We start from the raw sequence: 25084 nt of genomic DNA, 5'->3' as shown, positions 1-25084 counted from the left end.
GAGCTATTTCGACCGGCAGGTCGTCGAAGGCGACGACCTGCCGGTCGAAATAGCTCTCCTCGTCCGGGGGCGGCGGGGGCAGGTCGAAGGACAGTACGGTGAAGGCCTCGGGCGGTCGCGGCGGCGCGGAAAGGCGGGCCAGGCGCCGGCGCGCATCCGCCGCGTGCGGTCCGCGCGGATAGCGCGTGAGGTAGGACCAGTAGGCGTCCTGTGTGCCCGCCGACAGGGCGCGGCGCCAGGTCGTCGCTTCGCGCCGCGCGGCGACGATGGCCCGCACGCGCTTGGCCATCGGGTCGTCGGGATAGGCGCCTAGGAAATCCTGGTAGCCCTGCAGCGTGTCGCGCTCGACGGCGACCGAATAGGCGTCCCGCGCACCGATGTCGCGCAACGGGCGGTCGCGGAGGGACGCGATCTGCTCGGCCTGCGCCGGGGCGGGCGCGTCGGCATTGCGCTCGAAGAACACGAACGGCACCTCGATCCGGGCGTCGTCCCAGGGCATGGCCGCGCCCCTGGTGGTCTCGTTCACCCGCAGGCGCACCCGGTCGAACAGCGCCGCCGGCTGGAGACCGCCCTCGCGGATCATCTCCACCAGGGCCTGCGCATAGGCGCCATAGGCCCCCGTCTCGGGCGGCGCCACCGTGCCGGGCGCCGCGTTGTAGGCGATGAGGCTGCCGGGTTCGGCCTCCACCAGGGCGAGACCGCCGGCCAGTGGCTCCCCCGTCTTCACGAACGGGTTGGCGCGGGCTGCGTCGAGCACCACGAACCGGGCCTTCAAGGGAACGGTGGAGAGGCGCTTGATGTAGTCCGACACCCGCAGGGCCGCGACCGGAACGTCGACGGCGGTGGCCATGCGGGCATCCACCGGGGCGAAGAAGGTCTCGCCCTCGAGCTGCAACCCGTATCCGGCGAGATAGACGAAGGCCACCGTGTCCGGCCCCGAGGCCGCCGCCTTGTCGAGGAAGTCGCGCAAAGCCTTGCGCAGGGCATCCTCGTCGAGGTCGCGGGCGCCCACCACGTCGAAGCCCGCCGCCTGCAGCGTCTGTGCGATGAGGCCGGCATCGTTGGCGGCGGTGGCGATGGGCGCCCCCTCATAGGCGCCGTTGCCGACCACCAGGGCGATGCGCTTCTCGGTCTGCTGCGCGTTGGCCGGCACGCAGATCAGAAGGGCGGCGAACAGGGCCGCGAAGACGGCGACATAGCGGGACAGGACCATCGCCGGGAACCTCCGTCGCCGCCTGCAGCGACGACCGACACCATACGGAGCATCGCGGACGACCTGAGCGCGAGCGGTCGCACCATCGTGCAGAATCTTACGGTCGTCCAGGGATGCCCGGAATTGGGCTTACCAAATCCTCGCTCGGAGCAGCCCCGATCCCGGCGCAGGCATGCGCCTCTCCGCCGGGCCGGTGATTGAGGAGCTGCGTTTCGTGTTCGCCATTGCTTGGCGCGATTGATCCGCGCGCGGAGCGCTTTCGCCGCGGTCTCGGTCACGTTCCCGCGGTCCTTCTCAGGAGCGAGCTGGCCGTTGTGATAGATGTCCTGTGTCACATAGAGCCGCTCGCCGTCCCACCGCACCACATTGTCGGTCTAGGAGGTCTCCCTCACCCCGAGATCGTCGCGCAGGGTGAGGGTGTTCGGCAACATGCGAACTGCAATACTATAGATTTCATCTTTTATATCTTGATCGAAAGTAGTTTAGAGCTTTTCCAGAACGTCGTCGAATTACAACAGGGGTATATGAACTGAGTTTTGCCCGCCGAGTTGAGTGAAGCGTGCTTGTTGCCGAGAGATTTGTCCTTCAACAGATCTCGATATCGACAATGACGTACCAAGACTTGAGACGACGACACAATGAGCAAATTAGCAATTGAACTATGTTGCAGCACAATGCTGCGCCCGCTCGTTGTCCTGAACATAGCCGCCATCCTGGCGGTCGGTGTCGGGCCGTTCTCCGCCGCGAAGGCCCAGACGCTTCCGGCCGAGAGCGCGGTGGTCCTGTCGGAGCTGTCGGTGATCGGCACTGGCGAACGGGCGAACGGTCCCGTCACCGGCTACCGGGCGAGCCGTTCCGCGACCTCGACCCGGACGGACACGGCCCTGCGCGATTCTCCGCAATCGGTCCAGGTGGTTCCTCGTGACGTGCTCGTCGATCAGCAGGACGTCCGCCTGACCGATGCGCTCACCAATGTGAGCAATGTCCAGCCCGCCGGCACCATCCAGGGCCGGTCCGACACCTATGTGCTGCGTGGCTTCAACACGCAGACCTACGCGATCGACGGCGTGCTGCTGAACCCGGCCAACTCCTTCCAGCCGACGCAGCGCGACCTCGCCAATGTCGAGCGCGTGGAAGTGCTCAAGGGCCCCACCTCCGTGCTCTATGGCCGGGGCGATCCCGGTGGCCTGATCAACATCGTGACGCGCCAGCCCATGCTGACGCCCTCCGCGGACCTCACCCTGCAGGGCGGGTCTTACGCCTTCCGGCGGCTTCAAGGCTCGGTGACGGGAGCGGTCCCGGGGACGGACGGGCTCGCCGCCCGCTTCAGCTTCGCCACGCAGGACGACCCCACCTTCCGGGATTTCGGCGGCCCTGCCAATTCGCGCCATTTCTTCGCGCCGTCCTTGTTGTGGACGCCCGATTCATCGACGCGGATCTCCCTGAATGCCGAGTTCTCGCGCCAGCACAGCCAGTATGACGAAGGTCTCACGGCTTTCCGGGGGCGGGTGCCCCTGGACAACATCCGCCGTTACTACGGCGAGTCCTGGTCCCGGTATTACGGCGAGTCGAACTCCATCACTTTGCGGGCCGAGCATGACGTCAACGAGAGCCTGACCCTGCGGCAGGTGATCAACGGTCAATGGGGCCGGTTCGATGTGTTCGCCACCCGCGCCACCGGAGTGAGCGCGAACGGGGCGTCGCTGACGCGGCGTCTGTCCGAGATCGAGTCCATCTACAACTCGATCGACAGCCAGACGGAAGCCGTCGCCCGCTTCGATCTGTTCGGCTTCCGCCACACGGCCCTGTTCGGCGTCGAAATCGTCGATGGGTACCGGCATCCCTATTCGCAGCAGGGCACGGCCAGCCCGGTCTCCTTCCTCAACCCGATCCGGGGATCGACACCGCAGATCGGAACGCTCGCCCTGCAGAGTGACCTGCGGCAGAAGCTGTTCATGGTCGGCACCTACATGCAGGACCAGATCGAACTGGCCCAGGGACTGCAACTCGTCCTCGGCGTCCGCCTGGATACGGCCAACCAGTTCTATTTCCAGCGCACCGCCACCAACAACACCGTCCCGCCCGATCGGGACGTCACCGGAACCTCGCCGCGCGTCGGCTTGGTCTGGCGGCCGATCGAGCCGCTCACCGTCTACGGGAGCTTCACGACCTCCTTCACGCCTCAGACCGCCAACGTGATCAGTGGCCTTACGCCGGCGCCGGAGACCGGCGAGCAGGTCGAGATCGGTACGCGCATCGACCTGATCCCCGATCGCCTCACCCTGAGCGCCGCCGCCTTCCGGATCGTTCGGGCGAACGTCGCCGCGACCGACCCCTCCAACAACGGCTTTTCCATCATCACCGGCGAGCAGCGTTCGCAGGGCGTCGAGGCCGACATTGCGGGCGAGATCCTGCCCGGATGGAGGATCATCGGCGGTATCGGCTATCTCGATGCAAGGGTGACGCAGGATACGACGATCGCCATCGGCAACCGCCTCCCGGCGGCCCCGACCTTCAGCACCAGCCTGTGGTCGACCTACCAGTTCCAGAGCGGCCCGATGCGGGGCTGGGGCTTCGGCGGCGGCGTCACCTATGTGGGCGAGCGCTTCGGCGACATCAACAACAGCTACAAGGTCGGCGCCTATGCGCGCCTCGACGCGACATTGTTCTACGAGATCGACCCGACATGGCGTTTCGCCGTGAACGGCCGCAACCTCACGGATCGCCGCTACATCGAGCAGCCCTTCAACCAGTTCAACAATCTCCCCGGCGCACCGCTCACCGTCCTCGCCAGCCTGACGGCCCGCTACTGAGGCAAGGCTCGCGGCCTGCCGCCAGTCCCACCTCGCGCCCGGCCGGTTACCGCATGTGACGCGCTCCGGCGACCGACACCGTCGACTGGTTCGGCGGCCCCATTACCGGACCCGGCAGGGCCGATCCCGCCTGTGGCGCGGCGGTCTCCAGTGACAGTGGGGCCTGACGGACGCCGCCACGCCTATTGCTTGGCGCGATTGATCAGCGCCTGGAGTGCCTTCGCCACGGGTTCGGTGACGTTCTTGCGGTACTTTTTATGGACGAGCTGGCCGTTGTGATAGATGTCGTGCTCCACATAGAGCCGTTCGCCGTCCCACCGCACCACATTGTCGGTCTCGGAGGTCTCCGTCACCCCGAGATCGTCGCGCAGGGTGATGCTGCTGGGCTGTGTCAACATAGCGGGTCCTTTCAAGCGTTTCCGGTGCATCGGGCGCGTGGGATGCGGCCTTGTCGCGTGGCTGGCAGAGCGGGCTTTGCGAAAACGGTCCGCGCGATGCCGGCGAACCGGGCCGTTCCTCGCCGAGCCGTGGTGGCACGCATCTCACCCATCAGGCCCCGACGCCTCGTTGTCTCTTCCGTCGATCGCATGGCTGGCGCCCACGACCCTCTCGCCGATCTTACGAAGCGGCGGCGTCCGATGCCAGCACGAAGCCGGCCTCCCTCGCTCAACGCACGGTCACCTGGTTCTTGATCCGCTCATAGGTCGACCGGCTGAGGACGCGTTTCGAGAGGAGCTGATCCACCGAGGCATAGGGCCGGCGCTGCGCGATGGCGCGGCCGATCATGCCGCCGCCCTTGAGGCCGTTGAGTTCCGCCACCGAGGCGGTGTTGAGATCCACCACGGAGACCGCCGCCGGTCCCGCATTGTCGCTGGCCTGCTGCGTCTCGGAGGGGGGCGCGTTCAGGGGAGGGCTCTCGGCCAGGGGCGCCACGGGGCCGCCATAGGGGAGGGGGGCCGGGTTGAGCGCGGAATTCGCTCCCTCCGGCGGGCCGGGCGGCGTTTGTCGCGGCAGCGGCCGGATCGGAGACGGCGGCAGGACGGCTTGCGGGGCCGCAGGAACGGGAGCGGCGGGCTGCGGCGCCGAGGGCGCCGGCTCCGCGCGACGCTCGGGCGGCGGGGGCGCGGGTTGTTGCGGACTGGCCTTGGTCGGCTCGGTGCGCTGCACCGGCGGCGCCGGATCGTCGCTGCCCTGCGGCCAGAAAGCCTGGACCAGGCCCGCCAGCGCCGCCGCCACGACGAAGAGCACCACCACCCGTAGAAGAGTCGAACCGCTGAGCATCCAACCCGCCTCACGCGCACAATTTAAGCGAGATTCTAACATGGGACAGAAAGCAAAGTCTTGCTGTCACGCCCGATGTCCTCAGGCATCTGCGCAAGGAAACGTGCTGGTTGAAACCGTCCGTCGCATGAGGCTGCCGTGGCAACGCCGTCGGGGAAGCCCACGCGGCACCCTACGACGCATCGACGGACGGGGCTGGCCCCGTCATGGTCCGCGGCCATGTCCGCCGCCTCCTTCGCCCCTTCGCTGAACCGGTTCGTCGTCGAGCGCGTGGGCGCGCTGCGCTACTTGCCGGCTCTGTTCCGCCTCGTTCATGCCGCGAGCCCGCGCCTGCTGATGGCGAGCCTCGCCCTGCGCCTTGTCCGCGCGAGCCTGCCGGTGCTGATGCTCTATCTCGGCAAGCTCATCCTCGACGCCATCGTCGCGGAGCATGCCCGGCCCCATCCGACCGGAACCGGTCTCGCCGGCTGGATGGCGGACCCCGCCCTCAGCCGTCTCGCGGGCCTCGTCGCCATCGAGCTCGGCCTCGCCATCCTGTCCGATCTGCTGGGTCGGCTGAGCACCCTCACCGACGGGTTGGTCGCCGATCTCTACGCCAATGCCGCCACCCTCCGGCTGATGCGCCATGCCGCCGCCCTCGACCTCGAACAGTTCGAGGACAGTGCCCAGCAGGACCGGCTGGAACGCGCCCGCCGCCAGGTGACCGGGCGCTCCAACCTGCTGTTCCAGCTCTTCGGGCAGGGGCAGGATCTGATCACGCTCGTCGCCTTCGGCATCGGTCTCGCCGCCTACGCACCCTGGCTGATCCTGCTGCTGGCCGGCTCCCTCGTCCCGGCCTTCCTGAACGAGCTCTACTTCAACCGGCAGGGCTATCGCCTCGCCTGGACCCGCACCCCCGAGCGGCGGCAGATCGATTATCTGCGCTATCTCGGCGCCAGCGTGGAATCGGCCAAAGAGGTCAAGCTCTTCGGCCTCAACGCCTATATCGCCGAACGCTACCGGACCGTGGCCGCCAAGCTCCTGGCCGACAACCGCGCGCTGGCCATCCGCCGGGCCGGCTGGGGCGGCCTCTTCGCAGCCTTGGGCACGCTCGCCTATTATGTGGCCTACGCCACCATCGTCTGGCGCACGGTGGCGGGCGCTTTCTCCATCGGCGATCTCGCCTTCCTGGCAGGGTCGTTCCAGCGCCTGCGCGGCCTGATCGAGGGCCTGCTGCTCGGCTTCTCGCAGATCTCCTCGCAGGCCCAGTATCTCGAAGACCTGTTCTCGTTCTTCGAGGTCGAGCCCTCCATCCGCTCGCCGGAGCGAGCGGTGCCGTTCCCGCAGCCGATCACCCACGGCATCGTCTTCGAGGAGGTCGGGTTCCGCTATCCCGGCACCGAGACCTGGGCGGTCCGGTCCTTGAGCTTCCACCTCGCCGCCGGGGAAGTGCTGGCCCTGGTGGGCGAGAACGGGGCCGGCAAGACCACCATCGTCAAGCTCCTGACCCGGCTCTACGACCCCACCGAGGGCCGCGTGCTGCTCGATGGCCGCCCACTCGCGGACTACGACCTCGACGACCTGCGAGCCCGAATCGGCGTGATCTTCCAGGATTTCGTGCGCTTCGATTTCACCGCCGCCGAGAACGTCGCCGTGGGGCGCATCGACGAGCGGGACGATGCCGCCCGCATCGCCCGCGCCGCCGGGCGCAGCCTCGCCGACGGCGTGATCGGACGCCTGCCGCTCGGCTACGACCAGCCCCTGGGCAAGCGCTTCGCCGAGGGCGTCGATCTCTCCGGCGGCGAATGGCAGAAGATCGCGCTCAGCCGGGCGTATATGCGCGAGGCCGAGATCCTGATCCTCGACGAGCCCACCGCCGCCCTCGACGCCCGCGCCGAGTTCGAAGTGTTCCAGCGCTTTCGCGATCTCAGCCGGGGACGCAGCTGCGTGCTGATCTCGCACCGCTTCTCCACCGTGCGCATGGCCGACCGCATCCTCGTCCTCGACGGCGGCAAGGTCATCGAGGCCGGAACCCACGAGGCACTCCAGGCGAGGGGCGGGCGCTACGCGGAGCTGTTCGAATTGCAGGCCGCCGGCTATCGCTAAGGCGCCGGCGGGTATGCTTCCGCGACAACACAGGGGCGACGCGACCTCCCGCGCGGCCCGAGGGCGTTGCATCTCGTCTCCAGAACCATCATTGCACGAAACAGATTTTCGGGCCGTTCGGCTTGCCCTCTCCTGGATGAGGCGAAGCCGAAGAGTCGGCAGTTCGACACCGTCCGTGATCGTCCAGACATGAGAATAATGACATGAAGACGCGCGCTGCGGTCGCGTGGGAGGCCAAGAAGCCCCTCACCATCGAGACCATCGACATCGAAGGCCCCAAGGCCGGCGAAGTTCTCATCGAGTTGATGGCCACCGGCATCTGCCACACCGATGCCTACACCCTGTCGGGCCTCGATTCCGAGGGCAAGTTCCCGGCGATCCTCGGGCACGAAGGCGCGGGCATCGTCCGCGAGCTCGGCGCAGGGGTCACGGACCTGAAGGTCGGCGACCACGTCATCCCGCTCTACACCCCCGAATGCCGCAGCTGTAAGTCCTGCCTGTCGCAGCGCACGAACCTCTGCACCGCGATCCGCTCCACGCAGGGCCAGGGTGTGATGCCGGACGGCACCTCGCGCTTCTCCTGCACCTCCACCGGCGGCAGCCCGGGCGGCTCGAACACCCTGTTCCACTACATGGGCTGCTCGACCTTCTCGAACTTCACGGTCCTGCCGGCCATCGCGCTGGCGAAGATCCGCGAAGACGCTCCCTTCGACAAGATCTGCTACATCGGCTGCGGCGTGACCACCGGCATCGGCGCGGTGATCTACACCGCCAAGGTCTGGCCCGGCGCCAACGTCGTGGTGTTCGGTCTGGGCGGTATCGGCCTCAACGTGCTCCAGGCCGCCCGGATGGTCGGTGCCGACAAGATCATCGGTGTCGACATCAACCCGGACAAGCAGGAGATGGCCCGCAAGTTCGGCATGACCCACTTCATCAACCCGAAGGAGGTCGGCAACGATCACGTGGTCGCGGCAATCCTCGATGCGACCGGCGGCGGCGCGGACTTCTCGTTCGACTGCACCGGCAACGTCCACGTCATGCGCCAAGCCCTCGAATGCTGCCATCGCGGCTGGGGCGAATCGATCGTCATCGGCGTGGCCGAGGCCGGCAAGGAGATCTCGACCCGTCCGTTCCAGCTCGTCACCGGCCGCGTCTGGAAGGGCTCGGCCTTCGGCGGCGCCCGCGGTCGCACCGACGTGCCGAAGATCGTCGACTGGTACATGGAGGGCAAGATCAACATCGACGATCTCATCACCCACACCATGCCGCTCGAAGACATCAACCACGGTTTCGACCTGATGCATGAAGGCAAGTCGATCCGCTCGGTGGTGGTTTACTGAGCGTGTGAGCATCCCCTCTCCCCGTTTGCGGGGAGAGGGACGCGACGACCCTGTCGTCGGCGCGTCGAGGCGGCAGCCGACGGTGAGGGGGCGCCTCCGCATGAGACTCCTCCGAAACCGCCCCCTCACCTTCGCTTCGGCTTCGCCTCTGCTCGTCGCGGACACGGCAAGGTGTCCGCGACCCTCTCCCCGCGTGCGGGGAGAAGGGGCATGCGCACCTTCCGATGAGATTCGCTTAAGACGATCCACTCACCCCCATCAGGAGATCACCGCATGGAAACCATCTCGAAGGCCCGCGCCCATGGCGGCACGCAGGGCGTCTACAAGCACGATGCCAAGACCACCGGCTGTCCCATGACCTTCGCGGTGTTCGTGCCGCCGCAGGCCGAGAACGGCCCGGTTCCGGTGCTCTGGTACCTGTCCGGCCTCACCTGCACCCATGCCAACGTCATGGACAAGGGCGAGTACCGCCGCGCCGCCGCCGAGCATGGCGTCATCATCGTGGCGCCTGATACCAGCCCGCGCGGCGCCGACATTCCGGACGAGGCCGGCAACTGGCAGTTCGGCTCGGGCGCCGGCTTCTATGTCGATGCGACGGAGGCGCCCTACGCCGCCAATTACCGGATGTGGAGCTACGTCACCGAGGAGCTTCCCGCCCTCATCGCCGAGAACTTCCCCGCCGACATGTCGCGCCAGGGCATCTTCGGCCACTCCATGGGCGGCCACGGCGCGCTGACCATCGCGCTCACCTATCCCGACCGTTTCAAGTCCTGCTCGGCCTTCGCGCCCATCGCCCAGCCCTCCACGGCCGGATGGTCGAAGCCCGCCTTCGAGAAGTATCTTGGGACCAACGAGGCGGCCTGGCGCGCGCATGATGCCACCGCGCTGATCGAGGACGGCAAGCGCTTTTCGGAGTTCCTCGTGGATCAGGGCACCGCCGACAGCTTCCTGCAGGACGGCTTGCGTCCCTGGCTCCTGGAAGAGGCCTGCGAGAAGGCCGGGATTCCCCTGACTCTGAACATGCGCGAGGGCTACGATCACTCCTACTTCTTCATCTCGACCTTCATGGACGACCACATCGCCTGGGCCGCCGAGCGCCTGAAGTAAGGCTACCCGCACATCACCCCATCCCCGGCGGATTGCGCCGGGGATGTGGACCCTCGGCCCTCATCGCTCTCACAGTCCGGGGCTCCGCCCCGCCGGGCTCCTGCAGGACTCCGCGCCGCGGCGCGTCGAGAAGGCGCCACGGCCCGCACCCGACAGGGGTTCTTAAATCCAAAAGCCCGCCCCCGCGTCCTCGCCTCGTCCAGGGATTGGAGAGCGTCCGCAGGCTGAGTGTTCTGGTCAACGACAACTTGCGTGATCTGTGTCTCTCCAGCAACGGGGACCGGCGAATGGTGTGCGGTATCTTGCAAGCCTCCGGGGCGAGAGCTACGGCTGAGACACGAATTTCTGTTGTATTACAGTAGTTTGGCATAATTCTAAACAACGCTGCAGGGCAAGGCTCGCCGTTTCTGCGAGCGCGTTCTGCTGTCCGTCATCCGGAGCCGCACTCCCATGTCGTCGCCCTCCTTCGCCTGTCCCGCAGCCCTCGCGGCCGGCGTGTCGCTCATCGTGCTCGCCTTGACCGGCGCCGCCTCGGCGCAGGAACGGGCGGTGACGCTCGACACCTTGAGCGTCGAAGGCTCGGGTGCGGGGAACGGAGCGGGAGCGGCGGGTCAAGGGCGGCGCGCGCCCGAGACCGCCCGCGGCCCGGTGGACGGCTACGTCGCCACCCGCAGCGCCACGGCGACCAAGACCGACACGCCGATCATCCGCACGCCGCAATCGATCAGCGTCGTCGGTGCCGAGCAGATCAAGGCACAGGGCTCCCAGACCCTGTCCGAGGCCGTGCGCTACACGCCGGGCATCTACGCCAACCAGTTCGGTCCCGACACGCGCCTCGACTGGTTCCTGATCCGCGGCTTCTCGGCCACGGAATCCGGCCTATTCCGGGATGGGCTCCAGCTGTTCCAGACCGGCTTCGCCAATTTCCGCGTCGACCCGTTCGGCGCCGAGCGCATCGAGCTGCTGCGCGGTCCCGCCGCCACCCTGTTCGGCGGCAGCCCCGTGGGCGGCCTCATCAATATCGTCTCGAAGCGGCCGACCTTCACGCCCCTGCGCTATCTCGAGCTCGGCGGCGGCTCGTTCAGCCAGCGCTACGCCGCCTTCGATCTCGGCGGCCCGGCCGATGATTCCGGCCATTGGTTCTACCGCCTGACCGGCCGTTTCCAGAACGGCGACACCCAGGTGAACTTCGCGCCGGAGGACCGCTACTACATCGCGCCGAGCTTCACCTATAAGCCCGACGGCGCCACCACCTTCACGGTGCTCACGAGCTTCCAGCGCGACGAGACCGGTGGCGCCGGCCAGTTCCTTCCGTATTTCGGCACCGTGCGCACCAATGTCTCCGGTCTCAGGATCGACCGCAAGCTCAACGCCAGCGATCCGCTGGTGGACCGCTACACCCGCAACCAGGCCAATCTCGGCTACGAGTTCGAGCATCATGTCGACGATGTCTGGACCGTGCGGCAGAACTTCCGCTACTCGTTCACGGAAGTCTCGGATTCCCGCTACGTCGCCAACGGCTACGCCAATTCCGCCCAGACCGACCTCGCCCGCTACGGCTTCCTGACGACGCCGCGCGCCAGCATCTTCACCGTCGACAATCAGGCCGAGGCCCGCTTCAACGACGGCGTCTTCGGGCACACCGTGCTGATGGGCGTCGATTACAAGCGTTACAGCTTCTCGGACAACCAGGCTTCCACCCCATTCCCCGCCCAGGCGCCGAATCTCAACATCCTGTTCCCGCGCTACTTCCAGACGGCGGTCGCGCCCGTCCCCTACCGCGTGCTGAACCAGCAGCTCCAGCAGGTCGGTCTCTACGCACAGGATCAGATCGCGCTCACCGAACGCCTCACCTTCCTCATCGGCGGTCGTCAGGACTTCGTCGACAACAGCATCGACGACAAGCTGAACCCGCTGAACTCAACCAAGCTCAGCGAAAGTGCTTTCACCGGCCGGCTCGGCCTGATCTACAATCTCGACAATGGGCTGGCGCCCTACATCACCTACGGGACGTCCTTCAATCCGACGCCGGGGGCCGACGTGGCCAACCGGCCGTTCAAGTCGGAGACCGGCGAGCAGGTCGAGATCGGCACCAAGTTCCAGCCTATCGGCTGGAACACGCTCTTCACCTTCGCGGCCTTCGACCTTGTCCGCAACAACACGCTGACGCCGAACCCGGATAGTATCTTCACCAACATCCAGATCGGATCGGTGCGCTCGCGCGGCTTCGAACTCTCGGCCACTGCGACCCTTGCCGAGGGCCTGAACCTCACGGCCGCCTATACGCTCTACGGTCTGCGCACCATTGAGGGGAGTGTCCTCGACCTCGGCAAGGTCCCGGTGGGCATCCCGCAGACGCTCGCCTCGCTCTGGGCCGATTACACGATCCCGGTCGGCGACTTCAAAGGCTTCGGCTTCGGCGGCGGCGTAAACTATGTCGGCCAGTCCTATGCGGACGTGGCAAACAGCCTCATCGTGCCCGAATACGTGACCTTCGACGCGGCGGTGCATTACGACTACGCCGGCTGGCGCGCCGCCGTGAACGTGATCAATATCGGCGACAAGCGCTTCGTGTCGTCCTGCTCGACCGCCACGGCCTGCTTCTACGGCACCCAGCGCAAAGTCGTGGCGAGCGTCTCGTACAAGTGGTGAGCCCGTCCCTCATGCGGTGAGGAGCGCCCCGATCCCGATGAGCCGGGCTCATCGGGATTTTTTGTGGGCGGCGTCAGGACTTGATCGGCACCGTCAGGACTTGGTCGGCGCCCAGATCCCTAGCGCCGAGGCATCGACGGGGCGCGGCAGCAGGCCCTCGGCGCGGAACGCATCGGCGATGGTCTGCTGCTCGGAGAGCCCGTCGCGGGTCACCGGCTCGACGACGTAGGTGCGGCGGGCATTGGCCTTGGCGACGATGCCCGGGTCGAGCTTCCACAGGGCGCCGAGGCGGTTGGCGGCCTCGTCCGGGTTGGCCTTCACCCAGGTTCCGGTGTCGCGCAGCCGGGCGAAGACGATGTCGAGGATGTCGCCGTGCTTGGCCGCGTAGGCGTCGGAGGCGAGGTAGTAGCGCTTGTAGAGCGACAGGCCGGTGCCGTCCTTCAGGATGCGGGCGCCCGATTGCAGTTCGGCCGCCGACAGGAACGGGTCCCAGGCGACCCAGGCCTCGACCCCGCCGCTGGCCAGCGCCGTGCGTCCGTCTGCCGGGGTGAGGTAGGCGGGCGTGATCGCCTTGAACGGAATCCCCTCCGCCTTCAGGGCGGCGAGGAGCAGGTAATGGCTGCCGGCGCCCTTCGTCACCGCGACCTTGCGGCCCTTGAGGTTCGCCACCGTCTTGATGGGCGAGTCGGCCCCCACCACGATGGCCTGTGCGGCGGGGGAGGCGGCCTCCTGCGCCACGTAGGTGATCCGCGCATTGGCGGCTTGGGCGAAGATCGGCACCGTGTCGGCCACGTCCGCCGAGAGGTCGATCTGGCCTGCGTTAAGCGCCTCCATCACTGGCAGGCCGCTGGTGAATTCGTGCCAGGTGAGACCGACCTTGAGGGGCTCCAGCGCCTTTTCCAGGCTGCCGTCCTGCTTGAGCAGGGCGATCAGCGTCGAGGATTTCTGGTAGCCGATGCGCAGCGTCCTCGCCTCGGCGGCGCGTGCGCCCCCCGGAGCGAGGGCGAGGAGGCTCAGCGCGGCGGCGGCCTGCAGCGCGTGACGACGATGGATCATGAAAGGAGGTCTCGCAGGCGACGGGTCAGGGATGCTTGTGGATGGGGTCGACCCAGTGGACCGTCTCGGGCCGTTCCACGGGTTCGACATCGGTGATGTTGACCACCACCGCCTCGTTGTCGGAGCGCACCAGGACGCAGTTCAGGGGCTGGTCCGGATCGGCGTTGATCTCCTGGTGTGGCACGTAGGGCGGCACGAAGATAAAGTCGCCGGGGCCGGCCTCGGCCACGAATTCCAGCTTGTCGCCCCAGCGCATGCGGGCGCGGCCGGAGACCACGTAGATCACGCTTTCCAGGGCGCCGTGATGGTGCACGCCGGTCTTGGCGTCGGGGGCGATCGCCACCGTGCCCGCCCAGATCTTCTGGGCGCCGACGCGGGCATGGTTGATCGCCGCCTGCCGGAACATGCCCGGCGTCTGGGCGGTGTTGGAATCGAGCTTGTCGCCGGGGATCACCCGCACGCCGTCATGCTTCCAGCGCTCGGGGGCGGGCGCCGCCTCGTGCTCATGCGCGTGGTCGTGGTCGGAATGGGCGTGGTCGTGGCTGTGGTCGGAAGGGTCGTGCATGGGTCCGGTCCTCGGCGGCAATCGTTTCAACGTACCGCGATCGCTGGCGGTTCGAAGCTCCGGTCGAGGATAAGCGCGGCGCGCGGCGCCCGCGCGGCGGGGATCAGCCCGGAGCGGACATAGAGGTCGATGTTGCGCTGCTCGTCGGCGATCACCGCGTCGTCGATGGGCACCGCCCGATACTCCGCCCGCGAGAACCAGCGCAGGGGCACGGTCTCCGGCAGGCCGATGAGCTTCGACCACACCGCCGCATAGGGGGCCGGGTCCTTGAGCGCCCATTCCCGTGCCTTCACCAGGCGCTGCCCGAAATCGGCGAGCTGCGCCCGCTTGGTCTTCAAGGCGGAATCACTCGCCACCGCGAAGCTCAGGCCCGGCGTGATGCCGTTGCCGTCGCGGACCACGCGGGCGAGGCCGGCGAGTTCGGCGGTGGAGGTATAGGGCTCCCAGGTCGACCACGCATCGACGCTGCCGCTGGCCAGCGCGATCTTGGCATCCGCCGGCGGCAGGAAGCGCAGGGTCACGGCATTGGCCGGCAGGCCCGCCTCCTCCAGTGCTGCCAGCACCACCTGATGGCCGATGGAGCCGCGATTGGTGGCGATGCTCTTGCCCTTCAGGTCGGCCACCGTCTTGATCGGTGAATCCTTGGCGACGAGGATCGCCAGACCGTCCTGCTTGTTGCGGAAGGCGACGAAGGCCTTCACCGGAACCCCGGCGGCGGCCGCGAAGGTGAAGGGTGCGTCGCCGACCCCGCCGGCATCGATCGCCCCGGCGTTCAGGGCTTCGAGGAGAGGGGCGGCGGCGGGGAACTCGCTCCATTCCAGTTTGTAGGGAAGGTCGGCGAGGACGCCGGCCGATTCCATCAGCGCGCGGGCGTTGCCGCGCTGGTCGCCGACGCGAAGGACCGTCTCGTCGGCGCAGGCGATGCCGGTGAACGCCAGCACGGCGAGGATGGCGATGAGGGCGCGCATCAGGCTGCCTCCGCCCGCGCGCCACGCTGGGCGAGGAGCCGCTTGAAGGCGGGGATCAGGTCGCGGCCATAGGCGATGGCGTCTTCCAGCGGGTCGAAGCCGCGGATCAGGAAGGTCTGCACTCCGAGGTCGTGATAGTCGAGGAGGGCGTCGGCGACCTGCTCCGGCGTGCCGACGAGGGCGGTGGAATTGCCCGAGGCCCCCGTCTCCCTCGCGATGGCGGTGTAGAGGCGCTTGTCGAGCCTGGATCCTTGAGAGGCCGCCGCGAGCAGGCGGCGCGAGCCTTCGTTCTCGGGCGCTGGTGCCGGGCCGAGCCCCCTGGCGGCGCGTGTGGCGCGCGTCTGCGCCAGGATGTCCTCGGCCCTCGCCCAGGCCTCCTCCTCCGTCGCGGCCAGGATCGGCCGGAACGACAGGCTGAAGCGCGGGTCGCGGCCATGGGGGGCAGCCGCCGCCCGGACCCTGGAGATCGCCTCCCGCACCTGATCGAGGCTCTCGCCCCACAGGGCGTAGGTGTCGGCGTGCCGCCCGGCGACAGCGATGGCGGCGGGCGAGGCGCCACCGAAGAAGACCGGGATGCCGCGCGGGTCCACCGGCTTCACCTCGGAGAAGCCGCGGTCGATCCGGTAATGCGCGCCGGCGAAATCGAACGGCGCCTCGGCGGTCCATACCTGCCGGGCGATGGTTAGGAACTCGTCGGTGCGGGCGTAGCGCTCGTCCTTGGTGAGGTGGTCGCCGTCCTGCGCCAGCTCCCGGTCGTCGCCGCCGCTGATGGCGTGGATGGCGACCCGCCCGCCGGTCAGCTGGTCGAGGGTCGCGAATTGGCGCGCAGCCACCGTCGGCGCGGTGAAGCCGGTGCGGTGGGCGATCATCAGGCCGATCCGGTCGGTCACCGCCGCGATCTGGGCGGAGAGCAGCAGCGCGTCGGGCTGGGTCGCGTAGAAAGCGACCAGGATACGGTCGAACCCGCCCCATTCATGCGCCTGGGCGAGGAGGCGCAGGTAGTCGCGGTCGATGGCCGGCCCCGAAGCCGCATGGGTCTCGGAGGTGTAGCGCGGGGCGGCGAAGCCGATGAACTCGACGGCGTCGGCTGGAAGGAAGTTCATTGCGATCTCCTTGTCCGTGTCGGAAGGGGCGGTGATGTCAAAGCCCGAGGGCGGCGCGGCCGGCGGACACGCGGACCGCATCGGCCTGCGGCCAGTGGATGCGCCCGCACAGGACGTCGCGCAGGTGGCGCTCCAGCGGGTTCGCCCGCGACAGGCCGGGATTGCCGGCGAGCTCCACGGCCCGCTGGACCACCTGGATCGCGTTCTCGGTGACGGTGGCCTTGAGGAAGCCGGATTCGGCGACGGAGGGGCAGGTGCCCCCGTCCACCTCCGCGGCGACGCTGCGGATCAGGCGGGCATTGACGCTGAGTAGCCGCTCGTTCTCGCCGATGGCATCCTGGAAACGCGGCAGGGTGGCGAGGCTCTGGCCGAGGCTTCCGGGTTTGCGGTCCCTGGCGAAGGCGATGAACCAGGCCTGCGCCGAGCGGGCGACGCCGTCATAGAGCGCCGACAGCATCGTCGTGCTCCAGGCCTGCTGGTCGGTATCGGCCTTGCGCCAGCCTTCGGGCGGGCGAAGGTCCACCGCATGGTCGGCCGGCACCTCCACATCCTCGAAGATCACGTCGTGGCTGCCGCTGGCGCGCAGGCCGAGATGGTCCCAGGTCTCCTCGATGCGGATGCCCGGCGAGGCCATGGGCACGAGGATGTTGCCGATGCGCGGCTCCGCCTCGTCGGTGCGGACGAAGACGAGGCCGTGGGTGAGGCCCGGGCTGCCGGTGGAGTAGATCTTCCGGCCGCTGACGCGCCAGCCCGTGGCCGTCGCCCGCGCCACCGTCTCCGGCAGGCCGCCCCTGGCGGGGGTGCCGAGCTCGGGTTCCACCCGCAGGGCGTTGATGAGTGCGCCGTCCTCCACCGCCGCGCGGCCGAGCCGGTCGGCGATCGCCCGGGGCCAGTGTTCCCGCGCATGGATCAGCCCGTGCTGGAGGAAGTGCATGGTGACCACCAGGGCGGTGGAGGGCTCGCCCCGCGCCAGGGTGCCGACCACCATCGCGGCTGCCCCGAGCCCCGCGCCGCCACCGCCGAGCCGGCGCGGCACGATCAATCCCGGCAGGCCGGCATTCCTGAGGTCGGCGATGTTGTCATGCGCGAATCGGCCGGCGCGGTCGTGCCCTTCGGCCCGTTCGGCGAAAAGCCGGGCGAGCCCTTCGGCGGTGTCGCGCAGAGGCGGGGCAAGGATCATGGGGAGGCGGGATTCTTCGGACGGATCGGAGGGCCGGGCGCACGGGACAGACCCGCTCGATGGCCCTGACCGAGTGCCGGGATGGTCCTGCCGAAACCCCGTCCTGTCAACGAGAACGTTCTTTTTTAAGAACGACAGATCGGAGAAGGCTCTTGCTGCTACCGCTCGACGAGCCGGAAGTCGTTTCCCCGAAGCCGTTGGACGAGGAGAAAATGCCTGTATCGACCGTCGCCGGCCGTCATCTGGTCCGCGCGCGTTCGCTTGGGATCGTTCGACAAAACAAACGATCCTGCGGCGCGGACGGATGCGCTTCGGCAAGCGGCGGCGGCTCGGCGTCGTCGAGATCGTCGGGGTCGGAGCTGGCGGCGGAGGCGAATTTGCCGAACTCCCAGCCGTCGATCCAATCCAGCCGCTCGGCGGATTCCTCGCCGCCCGGGGCGCGGTCGATGGTCTCGCCACGCCCGTAGGCTTCGAAACCCAGCCAGTAGAAATCCGGCGTCGCGGCGCTCGTCACGGCATTCTCCCTCTCCGGGGACGGTCATGCCACGGGACGGTGCGCGCCACATCCTCCGGATGGGGTAGCGCGGTCATCGATATCAGTGCGCGAATGTCGCGGTCAGGGGGCGGCGCCCTCGCGGGTGAGGAGGTCGCGCTTGCGCGCGACGCCCCAGCGGTAGCCGGAGAGCGACCCGTCCGAACGGACCACCCGGTGGCAGGGAATTGCCACGGCGATGGGGTTCGCGCCACAGGCCCGCGCCACGGCACGGGTGGCCGCCGGCGCGCCGATGGCGCGGGCGATCTCCGCATAGGTCGCGGTGGTGCCGATGGGGATCCTGCGCAGGGCGTCCCAGACCCGCTGCTGGAAGGCGGTGCCGCCGATGTCGAGCGGCAGGTCGAGACCGCGCGAGGGGCAGGCGACGAACCCCACCACCTGCGCCATCCACGTCTCGAAGGCCGAATCGCCGCCGGAGAGTTCGGCTTTCGGGAAACGGTCCTGGAGGTCGCGGACGAGGATGTCGGGATCGTCCCCGAGCAGGACGGCGCAGAGTCCCTTGGCTGTCGCCGCCACCAGGATGGCGCCGAGGGCGCATTGGCCGATGCCGAACCGGATCGCGACGCCCTCGCCGCCCCGGCGGTAGATGTTCGGGGCCATGCCGAGGCGGTCCGTCGCGTCGGCATAGAAACGGCTCGGCGAGGCGTATCCGGCCTCGTAGATCGCCTGTGTCACCGAGGCGGCCTGGCTTAATCCCGACGTGAGGGAATCCGCGCGTCGCGCCGCCGCATAGGCCTTCGGCGTCACGCCGGTGACCGTCTTGAACACCCGGTGGAAATGGAACGCGCTGAGCCCGGCCGCCTCCGCCAGGGCACCGAGGCCTGGGACCGTCTCGGATGTGTCGATGAGGCGGCAGGCGCGGGCGACGGCCTCCGCCCGGCGGGCGGCGAGGCTCGGCTCATTGGGCCGGCAGCGCTTGCAGGCGCGAAAGCCGGCCGCCTCCGCTTCGGCGCAGGTGGCATGGAAGCTGACATTCTCGCGCCGTGCCGGGCGCGCCGCGCAACTCGGCCGGCAATAGATTCCCGTCGTGCGCACCGCATAGACGAAGCGACCGTCTGCGGCCCCGTCGCGGGACGCGAGGGCGGCCCATCTCGCCGCATCGCCGGTCTCGGAAACGGGCATGACCTCCGGGACGGACGTGGATTCGCGGACGGGCACGGGGGCGATCTCCTGAGCGGGCGAAGCCGGCGCGGATCGGGCGCCGTCTCCTCCCGTCATCCTGCCCCCGAGGACCTGGGATCGCATCCCGGTTCTTGCTCCGGCTTTCGCTCAATCTGGATTCAGGCCGTCCTCGGCGCGCCGACGGGGGCGGATTTTGCGCGGGTGCGGGTCTGGAACCGCGCCACCTTGCGGGCAACCAGGGCGAACAGCCCCGCGAGGGCCACCATGGCCGCATCGAACCAGAGGAAGCGCGGGTCGTGCCGCAGCAGGGCGCTCGGCGAGGGCGCGGCGGCGGCGGCGAGGTCCACCAGGGCCACGGCGAGGAACAGGGCCGCGGTGACGAGGGCCATCTCCCGCCATGCGGCCCGGTGGGGCCGGAACAGCGGAACCACGCTCATCGCGATCCAGGCGGCGAAGAAGGCCCGTACCTCCCAGTCGAGGCGACCGGCGAGGTCTGGAGGGAGGATCCGGTTGGCGAGGAAGTACACGGCGATCGCCGCCGGCAGGCCGATGACGGTGCCGATGTTGAGGGCCTGCACCACGCGAAGGCCGAGGAACGCGGTCTCGCCGGGTTTCGGCAGCCGGGCGACCGACCACAGGATCAGGCCGCTCGCCACCATGACGCATCCCATCAGGCCGCAGAGGAAGAACAGGATGCGTAGGGCTGGCCCGGCGAAATGGGCCTCGTGCAGGCCGACCATGGTGGTGAAGGTCTTGGCCGCCGGCTTCAGCCCGCCCTGCAGGATCTCGACGATCTCGCCGGTGGTGCCGTCGAAGGCGATCTGCGGATGCTGATGGGCGAGCCCGTGCGGCTCCTCGAAGATCGCGACCACGGTGGCCCCGGCATCGCCCGGATTGACGATGGACAGGCGCTCCAGCGGTTCGTGGATCGTCGCCACGGCACGGGCAACCACCGGCCCGATCGGGGCGAGGGTTCCGGGCTGGCCGACGGGCGGGCGCTGCGTCGTGATCTGGGACGTCTCGGCGTAGAAGCGCGTCGCATCGCCCTTATAGGCGGCGGTGACGCCCCAGGGCATGTACATCATCGCCAGGGTGACGATGCCCGTATAGGTGATCATCAGGTGGTAGGGCAGCGCCAGAACGCCGGTGACGTTATGCGCGTCGAGCCAGCCGCGCTGGGCCGACTTGTCCCGGCGCAGGGTGAAGAAATCGGCGAAGATCCGGCGATGGGTGATGATGCCGCTGATGAGCGCCACCAGCATGACCATCGCGCAGATGCCGACGATCCAGCGTCCCCAGAGCGGTGCCATGTGCAGCTCGAAATGGAAGCGGTAGAGGAAGTCGCCGCCCCTGGTCTTTCTGAAGGAGGCCGGCTCGCCCGTGCGCCCGTCGAGTTGAACGATGCTCGGGGGCACCCCCGGCTTCGTCCGCCAGAACAGGTCGATGATCGGCCGGTCCGGCTGCGGCAGGCCGATGGACCAGGTCCGCGCGCCCACGGCATGCGCCTGGAGATGGGCGATCCCGATCTCGGCCGCGCGGGGCAGGTCGAGGGCGGTCTCCGCCGATTCCCGGCGCAGTTCCGGCTGCATCCAGGCCGTGATGTCGGTGCGGTAGTAGCTCGCCGTCCCGGTGACGAAGACGGCGAACAGCACCCAGCCGACCACGAGGCCGGACCAGGCGTGCAGCCAGGCCATGGATTGGCGAAGGCCGTTCTTCATGCCGCACATCCTCCAGGCATGTCGCATTCCCCGGGCATGTCTTCCCCAGGCATGTCGCTCTCAAGCGGTCTCGGTCGAGGCGCGGCGGCGCGCAAGACCGAAGGGCGTGCCGCAGGCACGTTCCGCCCTCCGGATGCGGCCCGCCGCGCGGCCATGGTCTACCAGCGATACCGGAGCGTCGCGAGCACGGTGCGCGGCGCACCGTACCAGCACCAGGCTTGGTAGGCACAGGATTGCACGTAGGTCTCGTCGAGGAGGTTCTGGGCGTTGACCTGCAACTGCACGCCCTTCAGGCTCGGCGACAGGTAGCTGAAGTCATAAGATGCGACGGCATCGACGACGAGGTTGGCCGGCACCTTGAAGCTGTTGGCGGCATCGCCCTGCGAGCCCCCGAGATAGCGGAACCCGCCACCGAAGCCGAGCCCGGCGAACATGCCCGTGCGGACCTGGTAGTTGCCGAAGAGCGAGATCGTGGTGTCCGGCACCTGGATCGGGCGCAGGCCGAGGAGATTCACGCTCTGCCCGGTGGTTTCGTTCGTCGTCTTGCTGGTTCCCGCCGAGTTGACGGCATCGATCAGGGAGAAGCCGCCGATGACGGTGAGGTTCTCCGTGATGTTGGCCCGTGCCTCGAACTCGACGCCCTGAACGCTCACCTCGCCGGTCTGGACCGAGAAGTTCAGTCTGTTGGGGTCTGGAGAAAGCGAGTTCTGGCGCTTGATGTCGAAGGCGGCGGCCGTGAGCAGGATGTCGGTGCCGGGGGGCTGGTACTTCACGCCGGCCTCGAACTGTCGGCTCGTGATCGGGTCGGGCAGGCGGCCAAAGGTCGGATTACCGTTATAGATCTGCCCCGAGACCAGCGGCTCGAAAGCCTCCGAATAGCTCACATAGGGGGCGATGCCGCTGTCGAAGAGGTAGAGCAGGCTCGCCCGACCCGTGAAGGCTTCGCTCGGAGCATCCTGCGCGCTGACGACCTTGCCTGCCGGGTCTCGGGTGGGACCGGTCTGGCTCGCCCAGTCGTAACGTCCGCCGAGGGTGAGCGTCAGCCGGTCGATCTTGAGCTGATCCTGGAAATAGATCCCGGTCTGCTGCGACGTGATGTCGGTGTGGCCCGAGAAAGCCGGGAAGGAAGCCTCCACACCGTAGACCGGATTGAGAAGGTCGAGCGAGGGCGCGTTCACGAACGGCGTGCCGTAGGTCTTCGTATAGAGCGTCTGATGATCGAGCCCTACGAGGACGGTATGGGCGATCGGGCCGGTGTCGAACTTAGCTACGAGGTTATTGTCGTTGGTGAAGGCATCGATGGCCACGTTCGTGCCGCCCATGGCCCGCCCGAGAAAGCGACCGTTCCAGGCGAGGTTGTTCGAGATGGCGTCGTAGAGGCTGCGGTAATCGCCGAGGGTGCGCAGGAAGCGCCCCGACGAGTGGACGCGGATCCCCTCGTCGAAACGGTGATCGAAGATGTACGTCGCCGAGGCCTGGGTGCGGTCGGAGCGCTCGATATTCGGGTCGCCGTCGTAGAAGTTGCGCGGCAGGCGGCCGAGCGGCCCGTTGGCGACGCCGAAATTCGAGGGGAGCAGCGTGCCCTTGGCGGGCAGGGCGCCGTAATAGCCGGAATAGGGGTCGCGTTGGTACAGGCCGATGACCGTCAGCGAGGTGTCCGCGGAGGGCCGCCACGTGACGCTGGGATTGATGAAGCTGCGCTCGATGGAGGTGGTCTTGGCCGGGCCGTCGGCGTTCCAGCCCGCGGCGATGATGCGGTAGGCGAACTGGTCCGCAAGGACGCTGTGGCCCTCGACCGGGCCGCCGACATCGACGCCGCCGCGCACGGTGTTGTAATCGCCGCCCTGGATGAAGATTTCGCCGTGGCGGACGAAGGACGGAACCTTGCTCACGAGGTTGACGATCCCGCCCGGACCCGACTGCCCGTAGAGGACCGAGGCCGGCCCCTTGATGATGTCTACGCGTTCCAGGCGAAACGGATCGACGGACGGGCCGGCGTCGCGGTTGCTCGGCAGGCGCATGCCGTCGAGGAAGAGGGGGGCCGTGAATCCGCGGATGAGGAACTGCTCGAGCCGGGTCGAGCCGGAGCCGCCGCGCTGCTCGGTGGTGACGCTCGGCGTGTAGCGCAGGGCCTGGTTGATGGTCAGCGCGTTCTGATCTTCGATCTGCTTGCGGGAGACGACGGAAATCGACTGGGCGGTTTCGAGAATAGGCGTGTCCGTCTTGGTGCCGACGATGCTGCGCGTGGCGGTATAGCCTCGGACCGGGCCGACGGGACCGCCGGCATCCGCTCCCGATGCGCTCGGCCGGCCGCCTACTCCGTCGACCGACAAGGTATCGAGGGTGACCGCGTGGTCCGCGTTCTGCGCCAAGACTGGTTTCGACAGAACGGCCAGGACGGCGACGCTCGACAGCATAGCAAGGATGACATGCCCGCGAACGGACGATAGCGCGGCTTGGCCACGATGATTGAGCGAGAGCTGATGCACAGCGGGACCCGATTTGCCAGAATTTGATGAGATCAGAAACGTTGTAAAGAACGACTGCTCTCGAACTCGTGTTCTGCATTCATCTGGCAAATAAGATAATGTGCATGCAAGTTCTATCTTCTGGAACTGTTATAGATCTAAAGTACGGTTTTATACTTTCAGTGGCACTCCGTTGTTGGCCTCGTTGAGGCGGTTTCCAACCCCGATCGAGGCTCCCGCTGGGCCTCGTCCCGAGAGCGGGGGCAACCGAGGGTTGCTTGTCGGGGGAGATTGTCCCCGAAATCGCGTTGAAACGGGATCGCCGTTTTGGTGTGGAGCGTGATCGTCGCGCAACATTCCCGCATCGCAGACCGGGCCGCGTTTGCATCGCCACGAACGATCCTGAATTTTAATCCGTGGTATATTGTATGCCTTGAATTTTGATGCATGATGCGGTCCGGGGACGCCACGCATCATCAAGCAAGAATGGATTCAGGGATGGCAACAACGGATACCGGGGCGGAACGCCAGGACCCGCCCTCCGCCAAATGGTGGCAGCTCGCCTTCGGCGTGCTGTGCATGGCGATGATCGCCAACCTGCAATACGGCTGGACCCTCTTCGTCGATCCCATCGACGCCAAGTTCCACTGGGGCCGGGCGGCGATCCAGTTCGCCTTCACGATCTTCGTCGCCACCGAGACCTGGCTGGTACCGGTGGAGGCCTGGTTCGTCGATCGCTACGGCCCGCGCATCGTGGTCTGTTTCGGCGGCGTGATGATCGCGCTGGCCTGGCTCATCAATTCCCAGGCCTCGTCCCTGTGGATGCTCTACGGCGCGGCCGTGGTCGGCGGCATCGGCGCCGGCTCGGTCTACGGCACCTGCGTTGGCAACGCCCTGAAATGGTTCCCGCATCGGCGCGGCCTCGCCGCCGGCGCCACGGCGGCCGGGTTCGGTGCGGGCGCCGCGGTGACGGTGGTGCCGATCGCCAAGATGATCGCCAGCAGCGGCTACCAGGACGCCTTCCTGTATTTCGGCCTCGGCCAGGGCGCCATCGTGGTCCTGCTGTCGTTCCTGCTGCGCAAGCCCTCCGTCGCCGTGCCGATGCAGCGCAAGAGCCTGCGCCTGCCGCAGACCAAGGTCGACCGCACGCCGCGCGAGGTGGTGCGCACCCCGGTCTTCTGGGTGATGTACGCGATCTTCGTGATGGTGGCCTCGGGCGGCCTTATGGCGGCCGCGCAGATCGCGCCCATCGCCCATGACTTCCGGGTCGCCGATGTGCCCGTCAGCCTGTTCGGCCTGCAGATGGCGGCGCTGACCTTCGCCATCTCCCTCGACCGGATCTTCGACGGGTTCGGGCGCCCGTTCTTCGGGTTCGTCTCCGACACGATCGGGCGCGAGAACACGATGGTCATCGCCTTCGCGACGGCCGCGGCCGCGATCGTCCTGCTCCTGAGCTACGGCACCAACCCGCTGGTCTTCGTATTCTCGACGGCGATCTATTTCGGCGTCTTCGGCGAGATCTACTCGCTGTTTCCCGCCACCTGCGGCGACACGTTCGGCTCCACCTTCGCCACCACCAATGCCGGCCTGCTCTACACCGCCAAGGGGACGGCCTCGTTCCTCGTGCCGGTGGCGAGCGTGATCTCCGCAACCTACGGCTGGTCGGCGGTGTTCTCGATCATCATCGGGCTGAACGTGGCGGCGGCGGCGCTGGCGCTGTTCGTGCTTCGGCCGATGCGGGCGCGCTACCTCGCGCAAGGCCCGGCTCCTGCTCCGGTAACCGCGCCAGAGTCCGCGCTGGCACGGTCGCCCGGCTGATCTGTCCGGGTCGCGTCATCGGCCCGGTTCTCGAAGACCCCG

At 67.8% G+C, this 25084-nt stretch carries 18 protein-coding genes; 6 read left to right on the top strand and 12 right to left on the bottom strand.

Annotation, left to right across the window (positions count from 1 at the left end):
• On the bottom strand, nt 1-1213 hold a 1213-nt coding region (locus FPV16_RS20915; protein ID WP_227440287.1), incomplete at its 3' end, for a caspase family protein.
• A gap of 674 nt (nt 1214-1887) precedes the next feature.
• Between FPV16_RS20915 and FPV16_RS20905 the strand changes: the two genes are divergently transcribed.
• Entirely contained in the window at nt 1888-4026 is a 2139-nt protein-coding gene (locus tag FPV16_RS20905; protein WP_227440286.1) for a TonB-dependent siderophore receptor, read from the top strand.
• 182 nt (nt 4027-4208) lie between these two features.
• On the opposite strand, the gene FPV16_RS20900 is transcribed toward FPV16_RS20905, so the two are convergent.
• Nucleotides 4209-4424 carry a hypothetical protein gene (locus tag FPV16_RS20900; protein WP_227440285.1) on the bottom strand — a complete coding sequence of 72 codons (216 nt, stop codon included), beginning with the start codon at nt 4422-4424 and terminating at the stop codon, nt 4209-4211.
• A gap of 268 nt (nt 4425-4692) precedes the next feature.
• Nucleotides 4693-5307 carry a ComEA family DNA-binding protein gene (locus FPV16_RS20895; RefSeq protein ID WP_227440284.1) on the bottom strand — a complete coding sequence of 205 codons (615 nt, stop codon included), beginning with the start codon at nt 5305-5307 and terminating at the stop codon, nt 4693-4695.
• A gap of 219 nt (nt 5308-5526) precedes the next feature.
• On the opposite strand from FPV16_RS20895, the gene FPV16_RS20890 reads away from it, so the two are divergent.
• From FPV16_RS20890 to FPV16_RS20875, 4 genes are all read left to right on the top strand, one after another.
• A complete protein-coding gene (locus FPV16_RS20890) occupies nt 5527-7392 on the top strand; it encodes an ABC transporter ATP-binding protein (RefSeq protein WP_227440283.1) in 1866 nt (621 codons plus the stop codon).
• A 203-nt stretch (nt 7393-7595) separates the two neighbouring features.
• Nucleotides 7596-8732, top strand: coding sequence for an S-(hydroxymethyl)glutathione dehydrogenase/class III alcohol dehydrogenase (locus tag FPV16_RS20885; RefSeq protein WP_227440282.1), 1137 nt, complete (start codon nt 7596-7598; stop codon nt 8730-8732).
• A 273-nt stretch (nt 8733-9005) separates the two neighbouring features.
• Nucleotides 9006-9839 (top strand): S-formylglutathione hydrolase, encoded by an 834-nt coding sequence (gene fghA, locus FPV16_RS20880; protein WP_227440281.1) that lies wholly within the window; start codon nt 9006-9008, stop codon nt 9837-9839.
• Nucleotides 9840-10289: 450 nt separating this feature from the next.
• Nucleotides 10290-12491, top strand: a complete 2202-nt coding sequence (locus FPV16_RS20875) for a TonB-dependent siderophore receptor (RefSeq protein WP_227440280.1) — start codon at nt 10290-10292, stop codon at nt 12489-12491.
• 93 nt (nt 12492-12584) lie between these two features.
• Here the strand turns inward: FPV16_RS20875 and FPV16_RS20870 are convergent, their stop codons facing one another.
• From FPV16_RS20870 to FPV16_RS20830, 9 genes are all read right to left on the bottom strand, one after another.
• Entirely contained in the window at nt 12585-13547 is a 963-nt protein-coding gene (locus FPV16_RS20870) for an aliphatic sulfonate ABC transporter substrate-binding protein (protein ID WP_227440279.1), read from the bottom strand.
• 25 nt (nt 13548-13572) lie between these two features.
• Entirely contained in the window at nt 13573-14112 is a 540-nt protein-coding gene (locus FPV16_RS20865) for a cupin domain-containing protein (RefSeq protein ID WP_227440278.1), read from the bottom strand.
• Between the two features lie 26 nt (nt 14113-14138).
• Nucleotides 14139-15080: an ABC transporter substrate-binding protein gene (locus FPV16_RS20860; RefSeq protein ID WP_227440277.1), complete on the bottom strand. Its 942-nt coding sequence runs from the start codon at nt 15078-15080 to the stop codon at nt 14139-14141.
• Nucleotides 15080-16183 carry an LLM class flavin-dependent oxidoreductase gene (locus FPV16_RS20855; protein ID WP_227440276.1) on the bottom strand — a complete coding sequence of 368 codons (1104 nt, stop codon included), beginning with the start codon at nt 16181-16183 and terminating at the stop codon, nt 15080-15082. Before FPV16_RS20855 ends, FPV16_RS20860 begins: the two co-directional genes overlap by 1 nt.
• 37 nt (nt 16184-16220) lie before the next feature.
• Nucleotides 16221-17363: an acyl-CoA dehydrogenase family protein gene (locus FPV16_RS20850; RefSeq protein ID WP_227440275.1), complete on the bottom strand. Its 1143-nt coding sequence runs from the start codon at nt 17361-17363 to the stop codon at nt 16221-16223.
• A 238-nt stretch (nt 17364-17601) separates the two neighbouring features.
• Entirely contained in the window at nt 17602-17877 is a 276-nt protein-coding gene (locus tag FPV16_RS20845) for a hypothetical protein (RefSeq protein ID WP_227440274.1), read from the bottom strand.
• Nucleotides 17878-17979: 102 nt separating this feature from the next.
• Nucleotides 17980-19038 (bottom strand): bifunctional DNA-binding transcriptional regulator/O6-methylguanine-DNA methyltransferase Ada, encoded by a 1059-nt coding sequence (gene ada / locus FPV16_RS20840; RefSeq protein WP_227440288.1) that lies wholly within the window; start codon nt 19036-19038, stop codon nt 17980-17982.
• Nucleotides 19039-19196: 158 nt separating this feature from the next.
• Nucleotides 19197-20756, bottom strand: coding sequence for a PepSY-associated TM helix domain-containing protein (locus FPV16_RS20835; protein WP_227440273.1), 1560 nt, complete (start codon nt 20754-20756; stop codon nt 19197-19199).
• Between the two features lie 158 nt (nt 20757-20914).
• A complete protein-coding gene (locus FPV16_RS20830; protein WP_227440272.1) occupies nt 20915-23173 on the bottom strand; it encodes a TonB-dependent siderophore receptor in 2259 nt (752 codons plus the stop codon).
• Between the two features lie 549 nt (nt 23174-23722).
• Between FPV16_RS20830 and oxlT the strand changes: the two genes are divergently transcribed.
• On the top strand, nt 23723-25042 hold the full coding sequence (oxlT, locus tag FPV16_RS20825) for an oxalate/formate MFS antiporter (RefSeq protein WP_227440271.1): 1320 nt from the start codon (nt 23723-23725) through the stop codon (nt 25040-25042).
• Nucleotides 25043-25084 lie beyond the last annotated feature (42 nt).

Source organism: Methylobacterium sp. W2 (assembly GCF_020662345.1).
In the GTDB taxonomy this organism is placed as follows: Bacteria; Pseudomonadota; Alphaproteobacteria; order Rhizobiales; family Beijerinckiaceae; genus Methylobacterium.
This window is presented reverse-complemented; position numbering and strand designations above follow the sequence as displayed.

Excerpts from the sequence above, each read along its gene's own strand:
- FPV16_RS20905 (WP_227440286.1), top strand. The coding sequence starts at position 1,888 with ATGCTGCGCCCGCTCGTTGTCCTGAACATAGCCGCCATCCTGGCGGTC.
- FPV16_RS20900 (WP_227440285.1), bottom strand. The coding sequence starts at position 4,424 with ATGTTGACACAGCCCAGCAGCATCACCCTGCGCGACGATCTCGGGGTG.
- FPV16_RS20895 (WP_227440284.1), bottom strand. The coding sequence starts at position 5,307 with ATGCTCAGCGGTTCGACTCTTCTACGGGTGGTGGTGCTCTTCGTCGTG.
- FPV16_RS20890 (WP_227440283.1), top strand. The coding sequence starts at position 5,527 with ATGTCCGCCGCCTCCTTCGCCCCTTCGCTGAACCGGTTCGTCGTCGAG.
- FPV16_RS20885 (WP_227440282.1), top strand. The coding sequence starts at position 7,596 with ATGAAGACGCGCGCTGCGGTCGCGTGGGAGGCCAAGAAGCCCCTCACC.
- fghA (WP_227440281.1), top strand. The coding sequence starts at position 9,006 with ATGGAAACCATCTCGAAGGCCCGCGCCCATGGCGGCACGCAGGGCGTC.
- FPV16_RS20875 (WP_227440280.1), top strand. The coding sequence starts at position 10,290 with ATGTCGTCGCCCTCCTTCGCCTGTCCCGCAGCCCTCGCGGCCGGCGTG.
- FPV16_RS20870 (WP_227440279.1), bottom strand. The coding sequence starts at position 13,547 with ATGATCCATCGTCGTCACGCGCTGCAGGCCGCCGCCGCGCTGAGCCTC.
- FPV16_RS20865 (WP_227440278.1), bottom strand. The coding sequence starts at position 14,112 with ATGCACGACCCTTCCGACCACAGCCACGACCACGCCCATTCCGACCAC.
- FPV16_RS20860 (WP_227440277.1), bottom strand. The coding sequence starts at position 15,080 with ATGCGCGCCCTCATCGCCATCCTCGCCGTGCTGGCGTTCACCGGCATC.
- FPV16_RS20855 (WP_227440276.1), bottom strand. The coding sequence starts at position 16,183 with ATGAACTTCCTTCCAGCCGACGCCGTCGAGTTCATCGGCTTCGCCGCC.
- FPV16_RS20850 (WP_227440275.1), bottom strand. The coding sequence starts at position 17,363 with ATGATCCTTGCCCCGCCTCTGCGCGACACCGCCGAAGGGCTCGCCCGG.
- ada (WP_227440288.1), bottom strand. The coding sequence starts at position 19,038 with ATGCCCGTTTCCGAGACCGGCGATGCGGCGAGATGGGCCGCCCTCGCG.
- FPV16_RS20835 (WP_227440273.1), bottom strand. The coding sequence starts at position 20,756 with ATGAAGAACGGCCTTCGCCAATCCATGGCCTGGCTGCACGCCTGGTCC.
- FPV16_RS20830 (WP_227440272.1), bottom strand. The coding sequence starts at position 23,173 with ATGCTGTCGAGCGTCGCCGTCCTGGCCGTTCTGTCGAAACCAGTCTTG.
- oxlT (WP_227440271.1), top strand. The coding sequence starts at position 23,723 with ATGGCAACAACGGATACCGGGGCGGAACGCCAGGACCCGCCCTCCGCC.